Annotated in this window: 15 protein-coding genes; 13 read left to right on the top strand and 2 right to left on the bottom strand. The window is 55.4% G+C overall.

Annotated features, from left to right (window positions below; all coding sequences use genetic code 11):
* Positions 1-55 precede the first annotated feature (55 nt).
* From nuoG to nuoN, 8 genes are all read left to right on the top strand, one after another.
* A complete protein-coding gene (gene nuoG / locus OGX96_RS08900; protein WP_071445283.1) occupies positions 56-2,782 on the top strand; it encodes an NADH-quinone oxidoreductase subunit NuoG in 2,727 nt (908 codons plus the stop codon).
* On the top strand, positions 2,779-3,756 hold the full coding sequence (gene nuoH, locus OGX96_RS08895) for an NADH-quinone oxidoreductase subunit NuoH (protein WP_003028063.1): 978 nt from the start codon (positions 2,779-2,781) through the stop codon (positions 3,754-3,756). Before nuoG ends, nuoH begins: the two co-directional genes overlap by 4 nt.
* A 14-nt stretch (positions 3,757-3,770) precedes the next feature.
* Positions 3,771-4,313: an NADH-quinone oxidoreductase subunit NuoI gene (gene nuoI / locus OGX96_RS08890; RefSeq protein ID WP_003028062.1), complete on the top strand. Its 543-nt coding sequence runs from the start codon at positions 3,771-3,773 to the stop codon at positions 4,311-4,313.
* Positions 4,314-4,324: 11 nt separating this feature from the next.
* Positions 4,325-4,879 (top strand): NADH-quinone oxidoreductase subunit J, encoded by a 555-nt coding sequence (gene nuoJ, locus OGX96_RS08885; RefSeq protein WP_003028059.1) that lies wholly within the window; start codon positions 4,325-4,327, stop codon positions 4,877-4,879.
* A complete protein-coding gene (gene nuoK, locus OGX96_RS08880; protein ID WP_000612644.1) occupies positions 4,876-5,178 on the top strand; it encodes an NADH-quinone oxidoreductase subunit NuoK in 303 nt (100 codons plus the stop codon). The genes nuoJ and nuoK overlap by 4 nt, the downstream gene beginning before the upstream one ends.
* Complete coding sequence (nuoL, locus tag OGX96_RS08875) at positions 5,175-7,016, top strand: NADH-quinone oxidoreductase subunit L (protein WP_003834744.1); 1,842 nt, start codon at positions 5,175-5,177, stop codon at positions 7,014-7,016. Before nuoK ends, nuoL begins: the two co-directional genes overlap by 4 nt.
* Positions 7,017-7,267: 251 nt before the next feature.
* Positions 7,268-8,797, top strand: coding sequence for an NADH-quinone oxidoreductase subunit M (gene nuoM / locus OGX96_RS08870; protein ID WP_003027692.1), 1,530 nt, complete (start codon positions 7,268-7,270; stop codon positions 8,795-8,797).
* Positions 8,798-8,803: 6 nt separating this feature from the next.
* Positions 8,804-10,261, top strand: a complete 1,458-nt coding sequence (gene nuoN / locus OGX96_RS08865) for an NADH-quinone oxidoreductase subunit NuoN (RefSeq protein ID WP_003027689.1) — start codon at positions 8,804-8,806, stop codon at positions 10,259-10,261.
* A gap of 58 nt (positions 10,262-10,319) precedes the next feature.
* Here the strand turns inward: nuoN and OGX96_RS08860 are convergent, their stop codons facing one another.
* A complete protein-coding gene (locus OGX96_RS08860) occupies positions 10,320-11,324 on the bottom strand; it encodes a chemotaxis protein (protein WP_032944079.1) in 1,005 nt (334 codons plus the stop codon).
* A gap of 64 nt (positions 11,325-11,388) precedes the next feature.
* Positions 11,389-12,306, bottom strand: coding sequence for a ribonuclease BN (gene rbn / locus OGX96_RS08855; RefSeq protein ID WP_198801515.1), 918 nt, complete (start codon positions 12,304-12,306; stop codon positions 11,389-11,391).
* A gap of 67 nt (positions 12,307-12,373) precedes the next feature.
* Here rbn and OGX96_RS08850 point away from each other — a divergent pair, with 67 nt between their 5' ends.
* The 5 genes from OGX96_RS08850 to menH all read left to right on the top strand — a co-directional run bounded on the left by OGX96_RS08850 (position 12,374) and on the right by menH (position 17,120).
* On the top strand, positions 12,374-12,835 hold the full coding sequence (locus OGX96_RS08850; protein WP_008785342.1) for a GNAT family N-acetyltransferase: 462 nt from the start codon (positions 12,374-12,376) through the stop codon (positions 12,833-12,835).
* Positions 12,836-12,898: 63 nt separating this feature from the next.
* Positions 12,899-13,204, top strand: coding sequence for a stress response protein ElaB (elaB, locus tag OGX96_RS08845; protein WP_003027683.1), 306 nt, complete (start codon positions 12,899-12,901; stop codon positions 13,202-13,204).
* 104 nt (positions 13,205-13,308) lie between these two features.
* Positions 13,309-14,607, top strand: a complete 1,299-nt coding sequence (gene menF, locus OGX96_RS08840) for an isochorismate synthase MenF (RefSeq protein WP_057066387.1) — start codon at positions 13,309-13,311, stop codon at positions 14,605-14,607.
* A gap of 87 nt (positions 14,608-14,694) precedes the next feature.
* Positions 14,695-16,365 (top strand): 2-succinyl-5-enolpyruvyl-6-hydroxy-3-cyclohexene-1-carboxylic-acid synthase, encoded by a 1,671-nt coding sequence (menD, locus tag OGX96_RS08835; protein WP_286582758.1) that lies wholly within the window; start codon positions 14,695-14,697, stop codon positions 16,363-16,365.
* Complete coding sequence (gene menH, locus OGX96_RS08830; RefSeq protein WP_186413144.1) at positions 16,362-17,120, top strand: 2-succinyl-6-hydroxy-2,4-cyclohexadiene-1-carboxylate synthase; 759 nt, start codon at positions 16,362-16,364, stop codon at positions 17,118-17,120. Before menD ends, menH begins: the two co-directional genes overlap by 4 nt.
* Positions 17,121-17,126 lie beyond the last annotated feature (6 nt).

Genomic DNA, 17,126 nt, shown 5'->3' with positions numbered 1-17,126 from the left:
TAAGAAATTCGATTAACGCTCGGTTACGACCGAGCCAACTGGAAGCATGCTGACTATGGCTACGATTCATGTAGACGGCAAAGAATATGAGGTCAACGGAGCGGACAACCTGCTGGAAGCTTGTCTGTCTCTCGGCCTTGATATTCCGTACTTTTGCTGGCACCCGGCGCTGGGAAGCGTCGGTGCTTGCCGCCAGTGTGCGGTGAAGCAATATCAAAACGCGGAAGACACGCGTGGTCGCCTGGTGATGTCTTGTATGACACCGGCCACCGAAGGCACCTTTATTTCTATTGATGACGAAGAAGCGAAACAGTTCCGCGAAAGCGTCGTGGAGTGGTTGATGACTAACCACCCGCACGACTGTCCGGTCTGTGAAGAGGGCGGCAACTGCCACCTGCAGGATATGACCGTCATGACCGGTCACAGCTTCCGTCGCTACCGCTTCACGAAGCGTACTCACCGTAACCAGGACCTGGGGCCGTTCATCTCTCACGAAATGAACCGCTGCATCGCCTGCTATCGCTGCGTACGTTACTACAAAGATTACGCCGATGGCGCGGATCTGGGCGTCTATGGCGCACATGACAACGTCTACTTCGGTCGCCCGGAAGACGGTACGCTCGAAAGCGAGTTCTCTGGTAACCTGGTAGAAATTTGCCCGACCGGCGTCTTCACTGATAAAACGCACTCCGAGCGTTATAACCGTAAGTGGGACATGCAGTTTGCGCCGAGCATCTGCCAGCAGTGTTCCATCGGCTGTAACACCAGCCCGGGCGAACGCTACGGTGAACTGCGTCGTATCGAAAACCGTTATAACGGTACCGTTAACCACTACTTCCTCTGCGACCGTGGTCGTTTTGGCTATGGTTACGTGAACCTGAAAGACCGTCCGCGTCAGCCAGTACAGCGTCGTGGCGATGACCTGATCACGCTGAACGCCGAGCAGGCGATGCAGGGCGCGGCAGATATTCTGCGTCAGTCGAAGAAAGTAATTGGTATCGGCTCCCCGCGCGCCAGCGTTGAAAGTAACTTCGCGCTGCGTGAACTGGTGGGTGCGGATAACTTCTATACCGGTATCGCCCAGGGCGAGCAGGAACGTCTGCAACTGGCACTGAGCGTGCTGCGTGACGGCGGGATTCATACTCCGGCACTGCGCGAAATCGAATCTTATGATGCGGTTCTGGTGCTGGGCGAAGATGTCACCCAGACCGGCGCACGCGTTGCGCTGGCAGTGCGTCAGGCGGTGAAAGGTAAAGCGCGTGAAATGGCGGCGGCACAGAAAGTGGCTGACTGGCAAATCGCAGCAATCCTTAACATCGGCCAGCGTGCTAAGCACCCGCTGTTCGTTACCAACGTCGATAACACCCGTCTGGATGACATCGCCGCATGGACCTATCGTGCACCGGTTGAAGATCAGGCGCGTTTAGGTTTCGCTATCGCTCATGCGCTGGATAACAACGCTCCGGCGGTTGACGGTATCGACCGTGACCTGCAAAACAAAATTGACGTTATCGTTCAGGCACTGGCCGGGGCGAAGAAACCACTGATTATTTCCGGCACCAACGCCGGTAGCGCCGAAGTGATTCAGGCGGCTGCCAACGTGGCGAAGGCGCTGAAAGGCCGTGGCGCAGACGTCGGCATCACCATGATTGCTCGCTCTGTTAACAGCATGGGCCTGGGTATGATTGGCGGTGGTTCCCTTGACGATGCGCTGACCGAGCTGGAAACAGGTCGTGCTGACGCCGTTGTGGTGCTGGAGAATGACCTGCATCGCCATGCTTCAGCAACCCGTGTGAACGCAGCGCTGGCGAAAGCGCCGCTGGTACTGGTCATTGACCATCAGCGTACGGCAATTATGGAAAACGCCCATCTGGTGCTTTCCGCCGCAAGCTTCGCCGAAAGCGATGGTACGGTGATTAACAACGAAGGCCGCGCTCAGCGTTTCTTCCAGGTCTACGACCCGTCCTACTACGACAGTAACACCGTGATGCTGGAAAGCTGGCGCTGGCTGCACTCGCTGCACAGCACCGTGCAGAGCCGCGAAGTGGACTGGACGCAGCTCGACCACGTTATCGACGCGGTCGTTGAGCAGCTGCCGCAACTGGCGGGTATCAAAGATGCCGCTCCGGACGCAAGCTTCCGTATCCGTGGACAGAAATTGGCTCGTGAACCGCACCGCTACAGCGGTCGTACCGCAATGCGCGCCAACATCAGCGTACACGAACCGCGCCAGCCGCAGGACAAAGACACAATGTTCGCCTTCTCTATGGAAGGGAACAACCAACCGTCTGCGCCGCGTTCACAAATTCCGTTTGCCTGGGCTCCGGGCTGGAACTCCCCACAGGCGTGGAACAAGTTCCAGGATGAAGTGGGCGGTAAACTGCGTCATGGCGATCCGGGCGTGCGTCTGATCGAAGCTTCTGCAGATGGTATGGATTACTTCACTACCGTTCCGGCGAGCTTCCAGGCTCAGGATGGGCAGTGGCGTATCGCGCCGTACTACCATCTGTTCGGCAGCGACGAAATGTCCCAGCGTGCGCCGGTCTTCCAGACCCGTATGCCGCAGCCGTACATCAAACTCAACCCGGCTGATGCCGCGAAGTTGGGTGTTAATGCCGGTACGCGCGTTTCTTTCAGCTACGATGGCAACACGGTTACGCTGCCGGTTGAAATCGCTGAAGGATTAACGGCAGGGCAGGTTGGTTTGCCGATGGGTATGCCTGGCATCGCGCCGGTTCTGGCAGGTGCGCGTCTTGAGGATCTGCAGGAGGCACAACAATGAGTTGGATTACACCTGATCTGATTGAGATCCTGCTGAGCATTCTCAAAGCGGTCGTGATCCTGCTGGTGGTGGTCACCTGCGGGGCATTCATGAGCTTTGGCGAACGTCGTCTGCTGGGTCTGTTCCAGAACCGTTACGGACCGAACCGTGTTGGCTGGGGCGGTTCGCTCCAGCTGGTTGCGGACATGATCAAGATGTTCTTTAAAGAAGACTGGATCCCGAAATTCTCGGATCGCGTCATCTTTACCCTGGCACCGATGATCGCCTTCACCTCGCTGCTGCTGGCTTTCGCCATCGTGCCGGTGAGTCCGAACTGGGTGGTTGCTGACCTGAACATCGGGATCCTGTTCTTCCTGATGATGGCGGGCCTCGCGGTATACGCGGTGCTGTTCGCTGGCTGGTCCAGTAACAACAAATACTCCCTGCTCGGTGCGATGCGTGCGTCTGCGCAGACGCTGAGCTACGAAGTGTTCCTCGGGCTTTCCCTGATGGGCGTGGTGGCGCAGGCCGGTTCATTTAACATGACCGACATCGTCAACAACCAGGCTGATATCTGGAACGTTATTCCGCAGTTCTTTGGTTTTGTCACCTTTGCCATCGCGGGCGTGGCGGTGTGCCACCGTCACCCGTTTGACCAGCCTGAAGCCGAGCAGGAACTGGCCGACGGTTACCACATTGAATATTCCGGTATGAAATTCGGTTTGTTCTTCGTGGGTGAATACATCGGTATCGTCACCATTTCTGCACTGATGGTTACCCTGTTCTTCGGTGGCTGGCATGGCCCGTTCTTACCGCCATTCGTCTGGTTCGCGCTGAAAACCGCGTTCTTCATGATGATGTTCATTTTGATTCGTGCGTCGTTACCGCGTCCTCGTTATGACCAGGTAATGTCCTTCGGCTGGAAAGTCTGTCTGCCGCTGACGCTCGTCAACTTGCTGGTAACGGCGGCTGTCATTCTCTGGCAGGCGCAATAAGGGACACAAAGACCATGACCTTAAAAGAATTGTTCGTAGGTTTCGGCACCCAGGTTCGTAGTATCTGGATGATCGGCCTGCATGCGTTCGCGAAACGCGAAACGCAGATGTATCCGGAAGAGCCGGTCTATCTACCGCCCCGTTTTCGTGGTCGTATCGTTCTGACTCGTGATCCAGATGGTGAAGAGCGCTGCGTTGCCTGTAACCTGTGTGCGGTAGCGTGTCCGGTAGGCTGTATTTCTCTGCAAAAAGCAGAGACCAAAGACGGCCGCTGGTATCCGGAGTTTTTCCGCATTAACTTCTCACGCTGCATTTTCTGCGGCCTGTGCGAAGAAGCCTGTCCGACTACGGCTATTCAGCTGACTCCAGATTTCGAGCTGGGTGAGTACAAGCGCCAGGACCTGGTTTACGAGAAAGAGGATCTGCTGATCTCCGGTCCGGGCAAATACCCGGAATATAACTTCTACCGGATGGCAGGTATGGCAATCGACGGCAAAGATAAGGGCGAAGCAGAGAACGAAGCTAAGCCTATCGACGTCAAGAGCCTGTTACCGTAAGGAGAGGGGCAATGGAGTTCGCTTTTTATATCTGTGGCCTGATAGCCATTCTCGCAACCTTGCGGGTGATCACCCACACCAATCCGGTACACGCGTTGCTGTACCTGATTATTTCGCTGCTGGCGATTTCTGGGGTGTTCTTCTCGTTAGGCGCTTACTTCGCTGGTGCGCTGGAAATTATCGTCTACGCGGGCGCCATCATGGTGCTGTTCGTGTTCGTGGTGATGATGCTCAACCTTGGTGGTTCTGAAATTGAACAGGAACGTCAGTGGCTGAAACCGCAGGTGTGGATTGGTCCGGCGATTCTGTCGGCCATTATGCTGGTGGTTATTGTTTACGCCATTCTGGGCGTTAACGATCAGGGCATCGACGGCACGCCAATTAGCGCGAAAGCAGTCGGTATTTCCCTGTTCGGACCGTATGTACTGGCGGTTGAACTGGCTTCGATGCTGCTGCTGGCGGGTCTGGTTGTGGCCTTCCACGTGGGGCGCGAAGAGCGTTCTGGTGAAGTGCTGAGCAATCGCACCGATGACCGCGCGAAAAGAAAAACGGAGGAGCACGCATGATCCCCTTACAACATGGACTGATCCTCGCTGCGATCTTATTCGTGCTGGGCTTAACCGGTCTGGTTATCCGCCGCAATCTGCTGTTTATGCTGATCGGACTGGAAATCATGATTAACGCCTCCGCGCTGGCCTTTGTGGTCGCCGGAAGCTACTGGGGCCAGACCGATGGTCAGGTGATGTATATTCTCGCCATCAGCCTTGCGGCTGCCGAAGCGAGCATTGGGCTTGCGCTGTTGCTGCAACTTCATCGCCGTCGCCAGAACCTGAACATCGATTCAGTAAGTGAGATGCGTGGATGAACATGCTTGCCTTAACCATTATTCTGCCATTTATTGGCTTTGTATTACTGGCGTTTTCTCGTGGTCGTTGGTCAGAAAATCTGTCCGCTACCGTGGGTGTCGGGTCGATCGGTCTGGCTGCGCTGGTTACTGCGTTTGTTGGCGTTGATTTCTTTGCCAATGGCCAGCAGGCTTACAGCCAGCCGCTGTGGACGTGGATGTCAGTCGGCGACTTCAACATCGGTTTTAACCTGGTGCTGGACGGCCTGTCGCTGACCATGCTCTCTGTGGTGACCGGCGTTGGTTTCCTGATCCACATGTTCGCCTCCTGGTATATGCGCGGAGAAGAGGGCTATTCTCGTTTCTTCGCCTACACCAACCTGTTTATCGCCAGCATGGTGGTTCTGGTGCTGGCGGATAACCTGCTGCTGATGTACCTCGGCTGGGAAGGCGTGGGTCTGTGCTCCTATCTGCTGATTGGTTTCTACTACACCGATCCGAAGAATGGCGCTGCGGCAATGAAAGCCTTCGTGGTAACCCGCGTTGGTGACGTATTCCTGGCGTTCGCGCTGTTCATCCTCTACAACGAGCTGGGCACGCTGAACTTCCGCGAAATGGTGGAACTGGCGCCTGCGCACTTTGCAGACGGTAACAACATGCTGATGTGGGCAACCCTGATGCTGTTGGGCGGTGCGGTCGGTAAATCTGCACAGCTGCCGTTGCAGACCTGGCTTGCTGATGCGATGGCCGGCCCGACGCCTGTCTCCGCGTTGATCCACGCCGCGACGATGGTTACCGCTGGTGTCTACCTGATAGCCCGTACGCACGGCCTGTTCCTGATGACGCCTGAAATCCTGCACCTGGTGGGGATTATCGGTGCTATCACTCTGGTGCTGGCGGGTTTTGCTGCGCTGGTACAGACCGACATCAAACGCGTTCTTGCGTACTCCACCATGAGCCAGATTGGTTATATGTTCCTGGCTCTCGGCGTACAGGCGTGGGATGCGGCGATTTTCCACCTGATGACGCACGCCTTCTTTAAAGCGCTGCTGTTCCTGGCATCCGGCTCGGTTATCCTGGCTTGCCACCACGAACAGAACATCTTCAAGATGGGCGGTCTGCGTAAGTCAATTCCGCTGGTGTATCTCTGCTTCCTGATCGGTGGCGCGGCGCTGTCGGCTCTGCCGCTGATTACCGCTGGCTTCTTCAGTAAGGATGAGATTCTGGCCGGTGCAATGGCGAATGGTCATATTAATCTGATGGTTGCAGGTCTGGTCGGTGCATTCATGACCTCTCTGTACACCTTCCGTATGATTTTCATCGTGTTCCACGGTAAAGAACAAATTCACGCCCACGCAGGGAAGGGGATTACCCATCATCTGCCGCTGATTGTGCTGATGATCCTGTCCACCTTCGTTGGCGCGCTGATTGTGCCGCCGCTGCAGGGTGTACTGCCTGCGACGACCGAGCTTGAGCATGGTCGCGTCATGACGCTGGAAATTACCTCCGGTATCGTAGCGATTGCGGGCATCCTGATCGCAGCATGGCTGTGGCTGGGTAAACGCACGCTGGTGACGTCGATTGCGAACAGTGCGCCGGGCCGCCTGCTGGGTACCTGGTGGTATAACGCCTGGGGCTTCGACTGGCTGTACGACAAAGTGTTCGTCAAGCCGTTCCTGGGTGTTGCCTGGTTGCTGAAACGCGATCCGCTCAACTCAATGATGAACATCCCGGCGATCCTTTCCCGCTTTGCAGGTAAAGGCCTGCTGTTGAGCGAGAACGGTTATCTGCGCTGGTATGTTGCATCAATGAGCATCGGCGCCGTCGTTGTGCTGGCACTGTTGATGGTACTGCGTTGAGTTTGTTGGCTGGATGAACGATTGCCGGATGGCGCTGCGCTTATCCGGCCTACAAACCCAAAAATAATTTTTAGAATTCGTTGAAAATCTGTTCCTGATGTACAGGCGTCATCGGCGAAGTCAGACCGGAGACCGCCAGCGCAGAGCAACCGGAGCGTACTGAAGTACGTGAGGATTGCGAGCACTGCCGGGATTTGGGCTGACGAGTGAGATAGCCTGAGCAGGAGTAAATATAAGGGACATACTTAGCTATGTTATTACCCTGGTTGATATTAATTCCCTTTATCGGTGGCTTCCTGTGCTGGCAGACCGAACGCTTTGGCGTGAAGGTGCCGCGCTGGATTGCGCTGATTACCATGGGATTGACGCTGGCGCTTGGCCTGCAACTGTGGTTGCAGGGCGGCTATTCACTGACGCAATCCGCTGGCATTCCGCAGTGGCAGTCTGAATTTGTCCTGCCGTGGATCCCACGTTTTGGCATCTCTATTCATCTGGCTATCGACGGTCTGTCGCTGCTGATGGTAGTGCTGACCGGTCTGCTCGGTGTTCTGGCGGTACTTTGCTCCTGGAATGAAATCGAAAAATACCAGGGCTTCTTCCATCTGAACCTGATGTGGATCTTAGGCGGCGTGATCGGCGTGTTCCTTGCCATCGACATGTTCCTGTTCTTCTTCTTCTGGGAAATGATGCTGGTGCCGATGTACTTCCTGATCGCGTTGTGGGGGCATAAAGCCTCTGACGGTAAAACGCGTATCACGGCGGCGACCAAGTTCTTCATTTATACCCAGGCGAGTGGTCTGGTGATGTTGATTGCCATCCTGGCGCTGGTGTTTGTGCACTATAAAGCGACCGGTGTGTGGACCTTCAACTATGAAGAGCTGCTGAATACCCCGATGTCCCACGGTGTGGAATATCTGCTGATGCTGGGCTTCTTCATTGCCTTCGCGGTGAAAATGCCGGTAGTTCCGCTGCACGGCTGGTTGCCGGATGCGCACTCCCAGGCGCCGACCGCAGGTTCCGTTGACCTGGCGGGGATCTTGCTGAAAACCGCGGCTTACGGTCTGCTGCGCTTCTCTCTGCCGCTGTTCCCGAACGCGTCGGCTGAGTTTGCACCTATCGCAATGTGGCTGGGCGTTATCGGTATCTTCTACGGCGCGTGGATGGCCTTTAATCAGTACGATATCAAACGTCTGATCGCTTACACCTCCGTATCGCACATGGGCTTCGTACTGATTGCTATCTACACCGGCAGCCAGCTGGCGTACCAGGGTGCTGTTATCCAGATGATTGCGCACGGTCTGTCCGCAGCCGGTCTGTTCATTCTGTGTGGTCAGCTGTACGAACGTCTGCACACGCGTGATATGCGTATGATGGGCGGCCTGTGGGGCAAAATGAAATGGTTGCCTGCGCTGTCGATGTTCTTCGCAGTGTGTACGCTGGGTATGCCGGGTACAGGTAATTTCGTTGGCGAATTTATGATTCTGTTCGGCAGCTACCAGGTGGTTCCGGTCATTACCGTGATCTCGACCTTTGGTCTGGTGTTTGCCTCTGTTTACTCGCTGGCGATGCTGCATCGCGCTTACTTCGGTAAAGCGAAGAGCCAGATTGCCAGTGTTGAACTGCCAGGGATGTCGCTGCGTGAGCTGTTTATCATCCTGTTGCTGGTCGTGCTTCTGGTACTGCTTGGCTTCTATCCGCAGCCGATTCTGGATACCTCGCATTCTGCGATGAGCAACATCCAGCAGTGGTTTGTTAATTCCGTTACTACTACAAGGCCGTAAATCGCCATGACAATAACTCCACAACACCTGATTGCGCTGCTACCGCTGCTGATCGTCGGCTTGACGGTGGTGGTTGTGATGCTCTCCATTGCGTGGCGACGCAATCACTTCCTCAATGCCACGCTGTCGGTCATTGGGCTTAACGCCGCGCTGGTTTCGCTCTGGTTTGTTGGCCAGGCGGGCGCCATGGACGTCACCCCGCTGATGCGGGTTGACGGTTTCGCCATGCTCTACACCGGGCTGGTGCTGCTGGCGAGTCTTGCCACCTGTACCTTCGCTTACCCGTGGCTGGAAGGCTACGATGACAACCGGGAAGAGTTCTACCTGTTGGTGCTGATTGCCGCGCTCGGCGGTATTCTGCTGGCTAACGCTAACCATCTGGCGGCGCTGTTCCTTGGTATTGAGCTGATCTCTCTGCCGCTGTTTGGTCTGGTTGGCTATGCGTTCCGTCAGAAACGTTCGCTGGAAGCCAGTATCAAATACACCATTCTGTCTGCCGCAGCGTCTTCCTTCCTGCTGTTCGGTATGGCGCTGGTGTACGCGCAGTCTGGTAATCTGTCGTTTGTTGCACTCGGTAAGAGCCTCGGCGACGGCATGCTGCACGAACCGCTGCTGCTGGCGGGCTTCGGTCTGATGATTGTTGGCCTCGGCTTTAAACTCTCGCTGGTTCCGTTCCACCTGTGGACGCCAGACGTATACCAGGGCGCTCCGGCTCCGGTTTCCACCTTCCTGGCGACGGCGAGCAAAATCGCTATCTTCGGCGTGGTGATGCGTCTGTTCCTGTACGCACCGGTAGGGGATAGCGAAGCGGTACGTATCGTACTGGGCGTGATTGCCTTTGCTTCCATCATCTTCGGTAACCTGATGGCGCTGAGCCAGACCAATATTAAACGTCTGCTCGGTTACTCTTCTATCTCTCACCTCGGCTACCTGCTGGTGGCGCTGATTGCTCTGCAGAGCGGCGAGATGTCGATGGAAGCGGTTGGCGTTTACCTGGCTGGTTACCTGTTCAGCAGCCTCGGCGCGTTCGGTGTGGTCAGCCTGATGTCCAGCCCGTACCGCGGCCCGGATGCGGACTCTCTGTTCTCCTACCGTGGTCTGTTCTGGCATCGTCCGATCCTCGCGGCAGTGATGACGGTGATGATGCTGTCTCTGGCAGGTATCCCGATGACGCTGGGCTTTATCGGTAAGTTCTACGTACTGGCCGTCGGTGTACAGGCTAACCTGTGGTGGCTGGTTGCCGCGGTAGTGGTCGGTTCCGCGATTGGTTTGTACTACTACCTGCGTGTTGCGGTGAGCCTGTACCTGAGCGCACCGCAGCAGTTGAACCGCGATGCGCCGTCCAACTGGCAGTACAGCGCGGGCGGTATCGTGGTGCTGATTTCTGCTCTGCTGGTACTGGTGCTGGGTATTTACCCGCAACCGCTGATCAGCATTGTGCAGTTAGCGACTCCGCTGATGTAAACGAAATGCAGAAACGAAAAAACCCGCCTTGGCGGGTTTTTTTATGCGTGAAATACGGTCAGTTTAATAGCTGACGGCTCACCAGCGGACCGCTGATGCCTTTCGCTGTGCGATCCATCACTTCCTGGATCACTGAAGAAAGCTCATTGACTTCGAATTTGGCCACGTAGCCATCCGCTTTTACTCGGCGAACGTGATCTTCGTTCGCGCTACCGGAAAGCGAAGAGTGGATAACGACCGGGATTTTCTTCAGACGTTCGTCGGTTTTTATCTTACGGGTAAGCGTAAAACCGTCCATCTCCGGCATTTCGAGATCGGTGAGAACCAGAGCGATCTTCTCACTGACCGGCTTGCCCTCCGCCAGCGCTTCTGCGGAAAGCTGCTGAATTTTTTCCCACGCATCCTGGCCTGTTACATGCATCAGATGCGGGATCTCCATGGCGTTTAGACCTTTTTCCAACATGGCGCGGGCCACTTTGGAATCATCAGCCACAATCGCCACCGCACCCGGCGTGATGTTGAATTTATTGGTTTTCAGATCGGTTGCGCGCAGGTCGTGGTTCGCCGGTACGATGTCGTACAGGATCTGCTCAACGTCGAGCACCAGCGCCAGGTTGTTGGTCTCTTTGTTGTCGTCCAGGCAAGCGATACTGGTGATATAGCGACCATTAACGGCTTTCTCGGCGGTATGCACCTGTTGCCAGTCCAGGCGCATAATGTTTTCCACTGACTCCACAGCAAACGCCTGGACGCTGCGGGCATATTCTGTGATCAACAGGATGTTGAGTCCGGTCTCTGGCTTACAGCCCGCGACGGCGGGCAGGTCAATCACCGGGATCACCTGATCGCGAATGTTAACCATACCCAGTAACGGGGCCTTCATACCCGCCGGACGCGTAAAGGTCGGCATCGGCACGATTTCACGCAGCTTGAATACGTTGATGCCAAACAGCTCTGATTTCTGCTCCTCAACAGATTTGCCGAGGCGAAACAGCAGCAGTTCAAAACGGTTAGACAGGGTTAGGTTTGTCCTGTCATCAATATCTTTCTGGAAATTGTTCATCCTGTCCTCAGTGTGAAAGCCAGCCTTTCCACTGTTATCGGCACTGAGGCGGAAAAATAGAGCGTTAAACGCTGAAAATGGCGAAATCGTGAGCCAGTGCCGTGTCTGGAAATATTGTTTTGCACTCTGCGAGTAAGCGCTGGCAGCCTTTTTCATCGTAGCGTGAGCTAACGTGGGTCATTATCAGACGTCCCACTCCGGCATCCAGCGCCAGCTGTGCGGCTTGTCGGGTTGAGCTGTGCCCACGACTGTTTGCTTTTTCCTCCATTGAAGCGTCCAGCGTAGTTTCGTGTACCATGACATCTACACCTTGAGCCAGTTCAATGGCGGACGCGCAGGGTCCTGTGTCACCGAAAATAGCGACTGATTTTCCCCTGGTGGCCGGGGCGAGGAAGTCGGCACCGTGGATCGTACGTCCATCTTCCAGCACGATGGTTTTCCCAGCTTTCAAATCCTGAAACCACGGGCCCGCTTTTACACCTGCCGCCTTCAGGGCATTGGCGTCAAGCGCACCGGGTTTGTCGTGCTCTTGAATGCGAAAACCGTAGCATTCCAGCGGATGCGCCAGCGGGTAAGCCGTTACTTTTCGCAGGCCGTCATCCACAATCTCACCCGCGGTGATTTCTACAATATCCAGCGGATAATCGGTCCAGGAGCCGCTCAGACGCAATGCGGTTTCGGTAAACTCTCGCAACCCTTTTGGCCCGTAGAGCGTCAGAGGCTGGACATTGCCGGCCATTGAGCGACTGCACAGTAGCCCCGGTAAACCAAACAGGTGATCGCCGTGCAGATGGCTGATAAAAATACGATCGAGTTTTCCTGGATTGAAACGCGTGGTGAGCATCTGATGCTGCGTCCCTTCGCCGCAATCAAAAAGCCACAGCCCCGCCTGAGTCGGGTGTTGCAGATTCAGTAAAATTGCCGTTACATTGCGTGAGCGCGTGGGGACTCCCGCAGACGTGCCTAAAAATAGTAATTCCATCTTTGCGTTACACTTTTCGCCATCAATAAGGCAGGGTGTTCAGGTTATCACAACATAGGGGCAGACAATGATTCACTGGCAAGATCTCCACCATGCAAAGCTGAGTACCCAACAACTGTACGCACTACTTCAGCTACGATGCGCGGTGTTTGTAGTTGAGCAACAGTGTCCGTACCAGGATGTGGATGGCGATGACCTGGCTGGAGAGAATCGGCATATTCTGGGCTGGCATAACGATGAGCTGGTGGCGTATGCGAGGATTCTGAAAAGCGATGACGAGCTGGAGCCGGTAGTGATTGGTCGGGTGATTGTAAGCGAAGCGCTGCGTGGTGAAAAACTGGGGCAACAGCTAATGGCCCAGACGCTGGCATCCTGCGCGCAACACTGGCCACACAAGGCGTTGTATCTGGGCGCGCAGGCGCATCTGCAATCATTCTATGCACGCTTTGGCTTTGTTCCGGTGACGGATATCTATGACGAAGATGGTATTCCACACGTCGGAATGGCGCGGGAAGCACATCAGGCGTAAACAGGCGCAATCAGTCCTGGTTGTCTATAGTTAGCGGGTACGTCAATAGAAAGGGAGAATATAATGTCTTTTCATTCTTATGAATCACGTATCGATGATGATCTGGAATTATTAAGTGAAACGCTGGAAGAGGTGCTGCGTTCTTCTGGCGACCCAGCAGATCAAAAATACCTTGAGTTAAAAGCGCGGGCAGAGCGGGCGTTAGAAGAGGTGAGAAATCGCGTCAGCCATGCTTCTGACAGCTACTATTACCGTGCGAAAAAAGCCGTTTGTCGGGCGGATGACTATGTGCACGAAAAACCCTGGCGCGGAATCGGCGTTGGCGCCACAGTCGGTTTAGTGATGGGATTATTGTTAGCGCGGCGATAAATTCCGTTCTGTCATCGCATTTGTACGTACTCCCTAACTGGGGGTACTGCTTTTTCTGCTCAGTACCCCGTATAATGAGAGGTTTTTAACAGGGAGAGGTCCGCGTGCATTCAATCACTACTGCGCTGGAAAGTCTGATGCGTCATTTATCGCAAGAGATGCCAGCAGCACCTGGAATTCGTATTTACGATATACCTTTCCCACTGAATGATGCGTTTGACGCTTTAGGATGGCTGGCCAGTCAACCCGTCTGGCCCCAGTTTTACTGGCAGCAGCGTAACGGCGATGAAGAAGCCGCCGTATTAGGGGCCGTGGCCGCATTTTCCTCGCTGGAATCAGCCCAGCAATTTTTACATCAGCATGATAATCATCCCGACCTGCGCATCTGGGGCCTGAATGCCTTTGAGCCTCAGCGTGGCAATTTACTGCTGCCGCGGCTGGAGTGGCGACGTTGCGCCGGAGTGGCGAGCTTACGCTTACACCTCTATAGCGACGTGTCGCTACGTGAAGACGCTGCACAAGCGATCGCCTTCATCTCATCGCTTGCTCCCGTAAAACCGCTCCCTGCATTGCGTTTGAATTTGACGGGAGAACAGCACTGGCCGGAGAAAGCTGGCTGGATAGACCTGATAAAACTCGCCACTCAAACGATCGCAGGAGAAGACCTCGACAAGGTCGTGCTGGCGCGGGCGACCGATTTACAGTTTTCTCAGTCGGTTAATGCCGCTGCCGTGATGGCTTCCAGCCGTCGCTTAAATCTGAACTGCTACCATTTCTTTATGGCATTCTCCGCCGACACCGCTTTTCTTGGCTCTTCTCCTGAACGTCTGTATCGACGACGTGATACGGCGCTGCGCACCGAGGCGCTGGCCGGAACCGTGGCCAATCACCCAGAGGATCATCGGGCCTGGCAATTGGGCGACTGGCTAATGAAAGATGATAAAAACCAGCGCGAGAATATGCTGGTGGTCGAAGATATTTGCCAGCGCCTGCAAGGCTGTACGCAAACTCTCGATGTGCTGCCACCGCAGGTGCTCAGGCTGCGTAAAGTGCAGCACCTGCGCCGTTGCATCTGGACGGAACTGAATCAGGCCGACGATACGCTTTGCCTGATGCAGCTTCAGCCCACGGCGGCAGTTGCCGGTATTCCGCGTGAGCTGGCGCGTGAATTCATCCAGCAAAATGAACCCTTTGAACGCGAGTGGTATGCCGGTTCAGCGGGTTATCTTTCTTTGCGCCAAAGCGAGTTTTGCGTGTCATTGCGTTCGGCGAAAATTAGTGCAAACGTGGTACGCCTGTATGCCGGGGCAGGGATTGTACGTGGCTCAGATCCTGAGCAGGAATGGCAAGAAATAGACAATAAAGCGGCAGGGTTACGTACTTTATTACAGATGGAAGGATAGTGATTTCGTGTATATTTCCGATTCATATCAAAAATCCATTTATTCGATTCTCTATACTGTGTCGCAATATTGATACCGGACAATCTCATGTCAGTAAGCGCATTTAACCGACGCTGGGCGGCGGTCATTCTGGAAGCACTCACTCGCCACGGCGTCAGGCATGTCTGCATTGCCCCTGGCTCTCGTTCTACACCATTGACGCTGGCGGCAGCGGAAAACCCCGCATTCATCCACCACACCCATTTTGACGAGCGCGGTCTTGGGCATCTGGCTTTAGGTCTGGCAAAAGTCAGCCGTCAGCCTGTCGCCGTGATTGTGACGTCCGGTACCGCGGTGGCGAATTTATATCCCGCGTTGATTGAAGCGGGCCTGACCGGTGAAAAACTGATTTTACTTACTGCTGACAGACCGCCAGAGCTTATCGACTGTGGCGCGAACCAGGCGATTCGTCAGGCCGGAATGTTTGCCTCGCATCCATCGCAAACGCTCTCTTTACCGCGTCCGACTCAGGACATTCCGGCAAGCTGGCTGGTGTCCACTATTGATAATGCGTTAGCTGCCCTGCATAGCGGGGCGGTTCATATCAATTGCCCGTTTGCGGAACCGCTGTATGGCGATATGGACGAAACGGGGATTGCCTGGCAGCAGCGCCTCGGCGACTGGTGGCAGGACGATAAGCCCTGGCTGCGAGAAGCGCGTCGGCTGGAAAGCGACAAACAACGCGACTGGTTTTTCTGGCGACAAAAACGCGGCGTAGTCATTGCGGGCCGCATGAGCGCGGAAGAAGGTAAGAAGGTTGCGCAGTGGGCGCAGACGTTAGGCTGGCCGCTGATTGGCGATGTTCTGTCGCAAACCGGACAACCGCTGCCGTGCGCCGACCTGTGGCTGGGAAATGCGAAAGCTGTAGCTGAATTGCAGCAGGCGCAGATTGTGGTGCAGCTTGGTAGCAGCCTGACTGGAAAACGTCTGCTGCAATGGCAGGCCAGCTGCGATCCGCAGGAATACTGGATTGTCGATAATATCGAAGGCCGCCTCGATCCGGCCCATCATCGCGGCCGCAGGTTGGTGGCGAAAGTTGGCGACTGGCTGGAGCTACATCCGGCGGAGAAACGTCAGCCCTGGTGTATGGAGATCCCTCGTCTGGCGCAACAGGCCTGGCAGGCGGTAGAAGCCCGTCGTGAGGCGTTTGGTGAAGCGCAATTAGCCCACCGTATCCGCGACTACTTGCCGGAGCAGGGGCAGATGTTCGTGGGTAACAGTCTGGTGGTACGCCTGATTGATGCGCTGTCGCAGCTTCCGGCTGGTTACCCGGTCTATAGCAACCGTGGCGCGAGCGGTATTGACGGCCTGCTGTCAACGGCAGCTGGTGTACAGCGTGCCAGCGCGAAATCGACGCTGGCGATTGTTGGCGATTTATCTGCATTGTATGACCTGAATGCGCTGGCGTTATTGCGCCAGGTATCCGCGCCGTTTGTCCTGATAGTGGTCAATAATAACGGCGGGCAGATTTTTTCCCTGCTGCCGACACCAGCCAGCGAACGCGAACGGTTCTATCTGATGCCGCAGAACGTACATTTCGAGCATGCTGCCGCCATGTTTAACCTTAAATACCAGCGCCCGGAAAACTGGGAGCAGCTGGAGAGCGCGTTGACTAACGCGTGGCGTACACCTGCGGCCACGGTGATTGAGCTGGTGGTGAACGAAACTGACGGGGCGCAAACCTTGCAGCAACTGCTGGCGCAGGTAAGTCATCTATGATCCTGCATGCGCAGGCGAAAGAGGGGCAGACGGGATTTCCCTGGCTGGTTTTCCTGCACGGTTTCTCTGGCGATTGCCAGGAATGGCAGACGGTCGGCGAAGCGTTTCAGGATTATTCGCGGCTATACATCGACTTGCCGGGACACGGTGGCTCCGCTGACATCGGCGTGAGTGGGTTCGATGATGTCAGCGTTTTGCTGCGTAACACTCTACTTAGTTACAACATGCTTAACTACTGGCTGGTGGGATACTCACTTGGCGGCAGAGTCGCCATGATGGCGGCCTGTCAGGAGATGCCTGGGCTTTGTGGTCTGGTGGTTGAAGGCGGACATCCCGGCTTGCAAAGCGAGGAGGCGCGCGTTCAGCGTCGTCTCTCGGATGGCCGCTGGGCTGCACGTTTTCGCGCAGAGCCGCTACGTGAGGTGTTTAATGACTGGTATCAACAGCCCGTTTTTTCCTCGCTGAACGCGGCACAAAGAGAGGCGCTGGTCGCTCTGCGTAGCCAGAATAATGGGCAAACGCTGGCGGCAATGCTGGAGGCCACCTCGCTTGCCGTACAGCCTGATTTACGTGCGCAACTCACGACGCGCACATTTCCGTTTTATTATTTATGTGGTGAACGTGACGAAAAATTCCGCGCTCTGGCGGCGGAAATATCAGTACCAAACCATGTGATTCGTAATGCCGGACACAACGCGCATCGGGACAACCCCGCGGGCGTAGTGGACTGTCTGGCTCAGATTCTGCGTCGCTGACTATAG

The organism is Citrobacter sp. Cpo100, assembly GCF_030332595.1.
Classification (GTDB): Bacteria; Pseudomonadota; Gammaproteobacteria; order Enterobacterales; family Enterobacteriaceae; genus Citrobacter; species Citrobacter portucalensis.
This window is presented reverse-complemented; position numbering and strand designations above follow the sequence as displayed.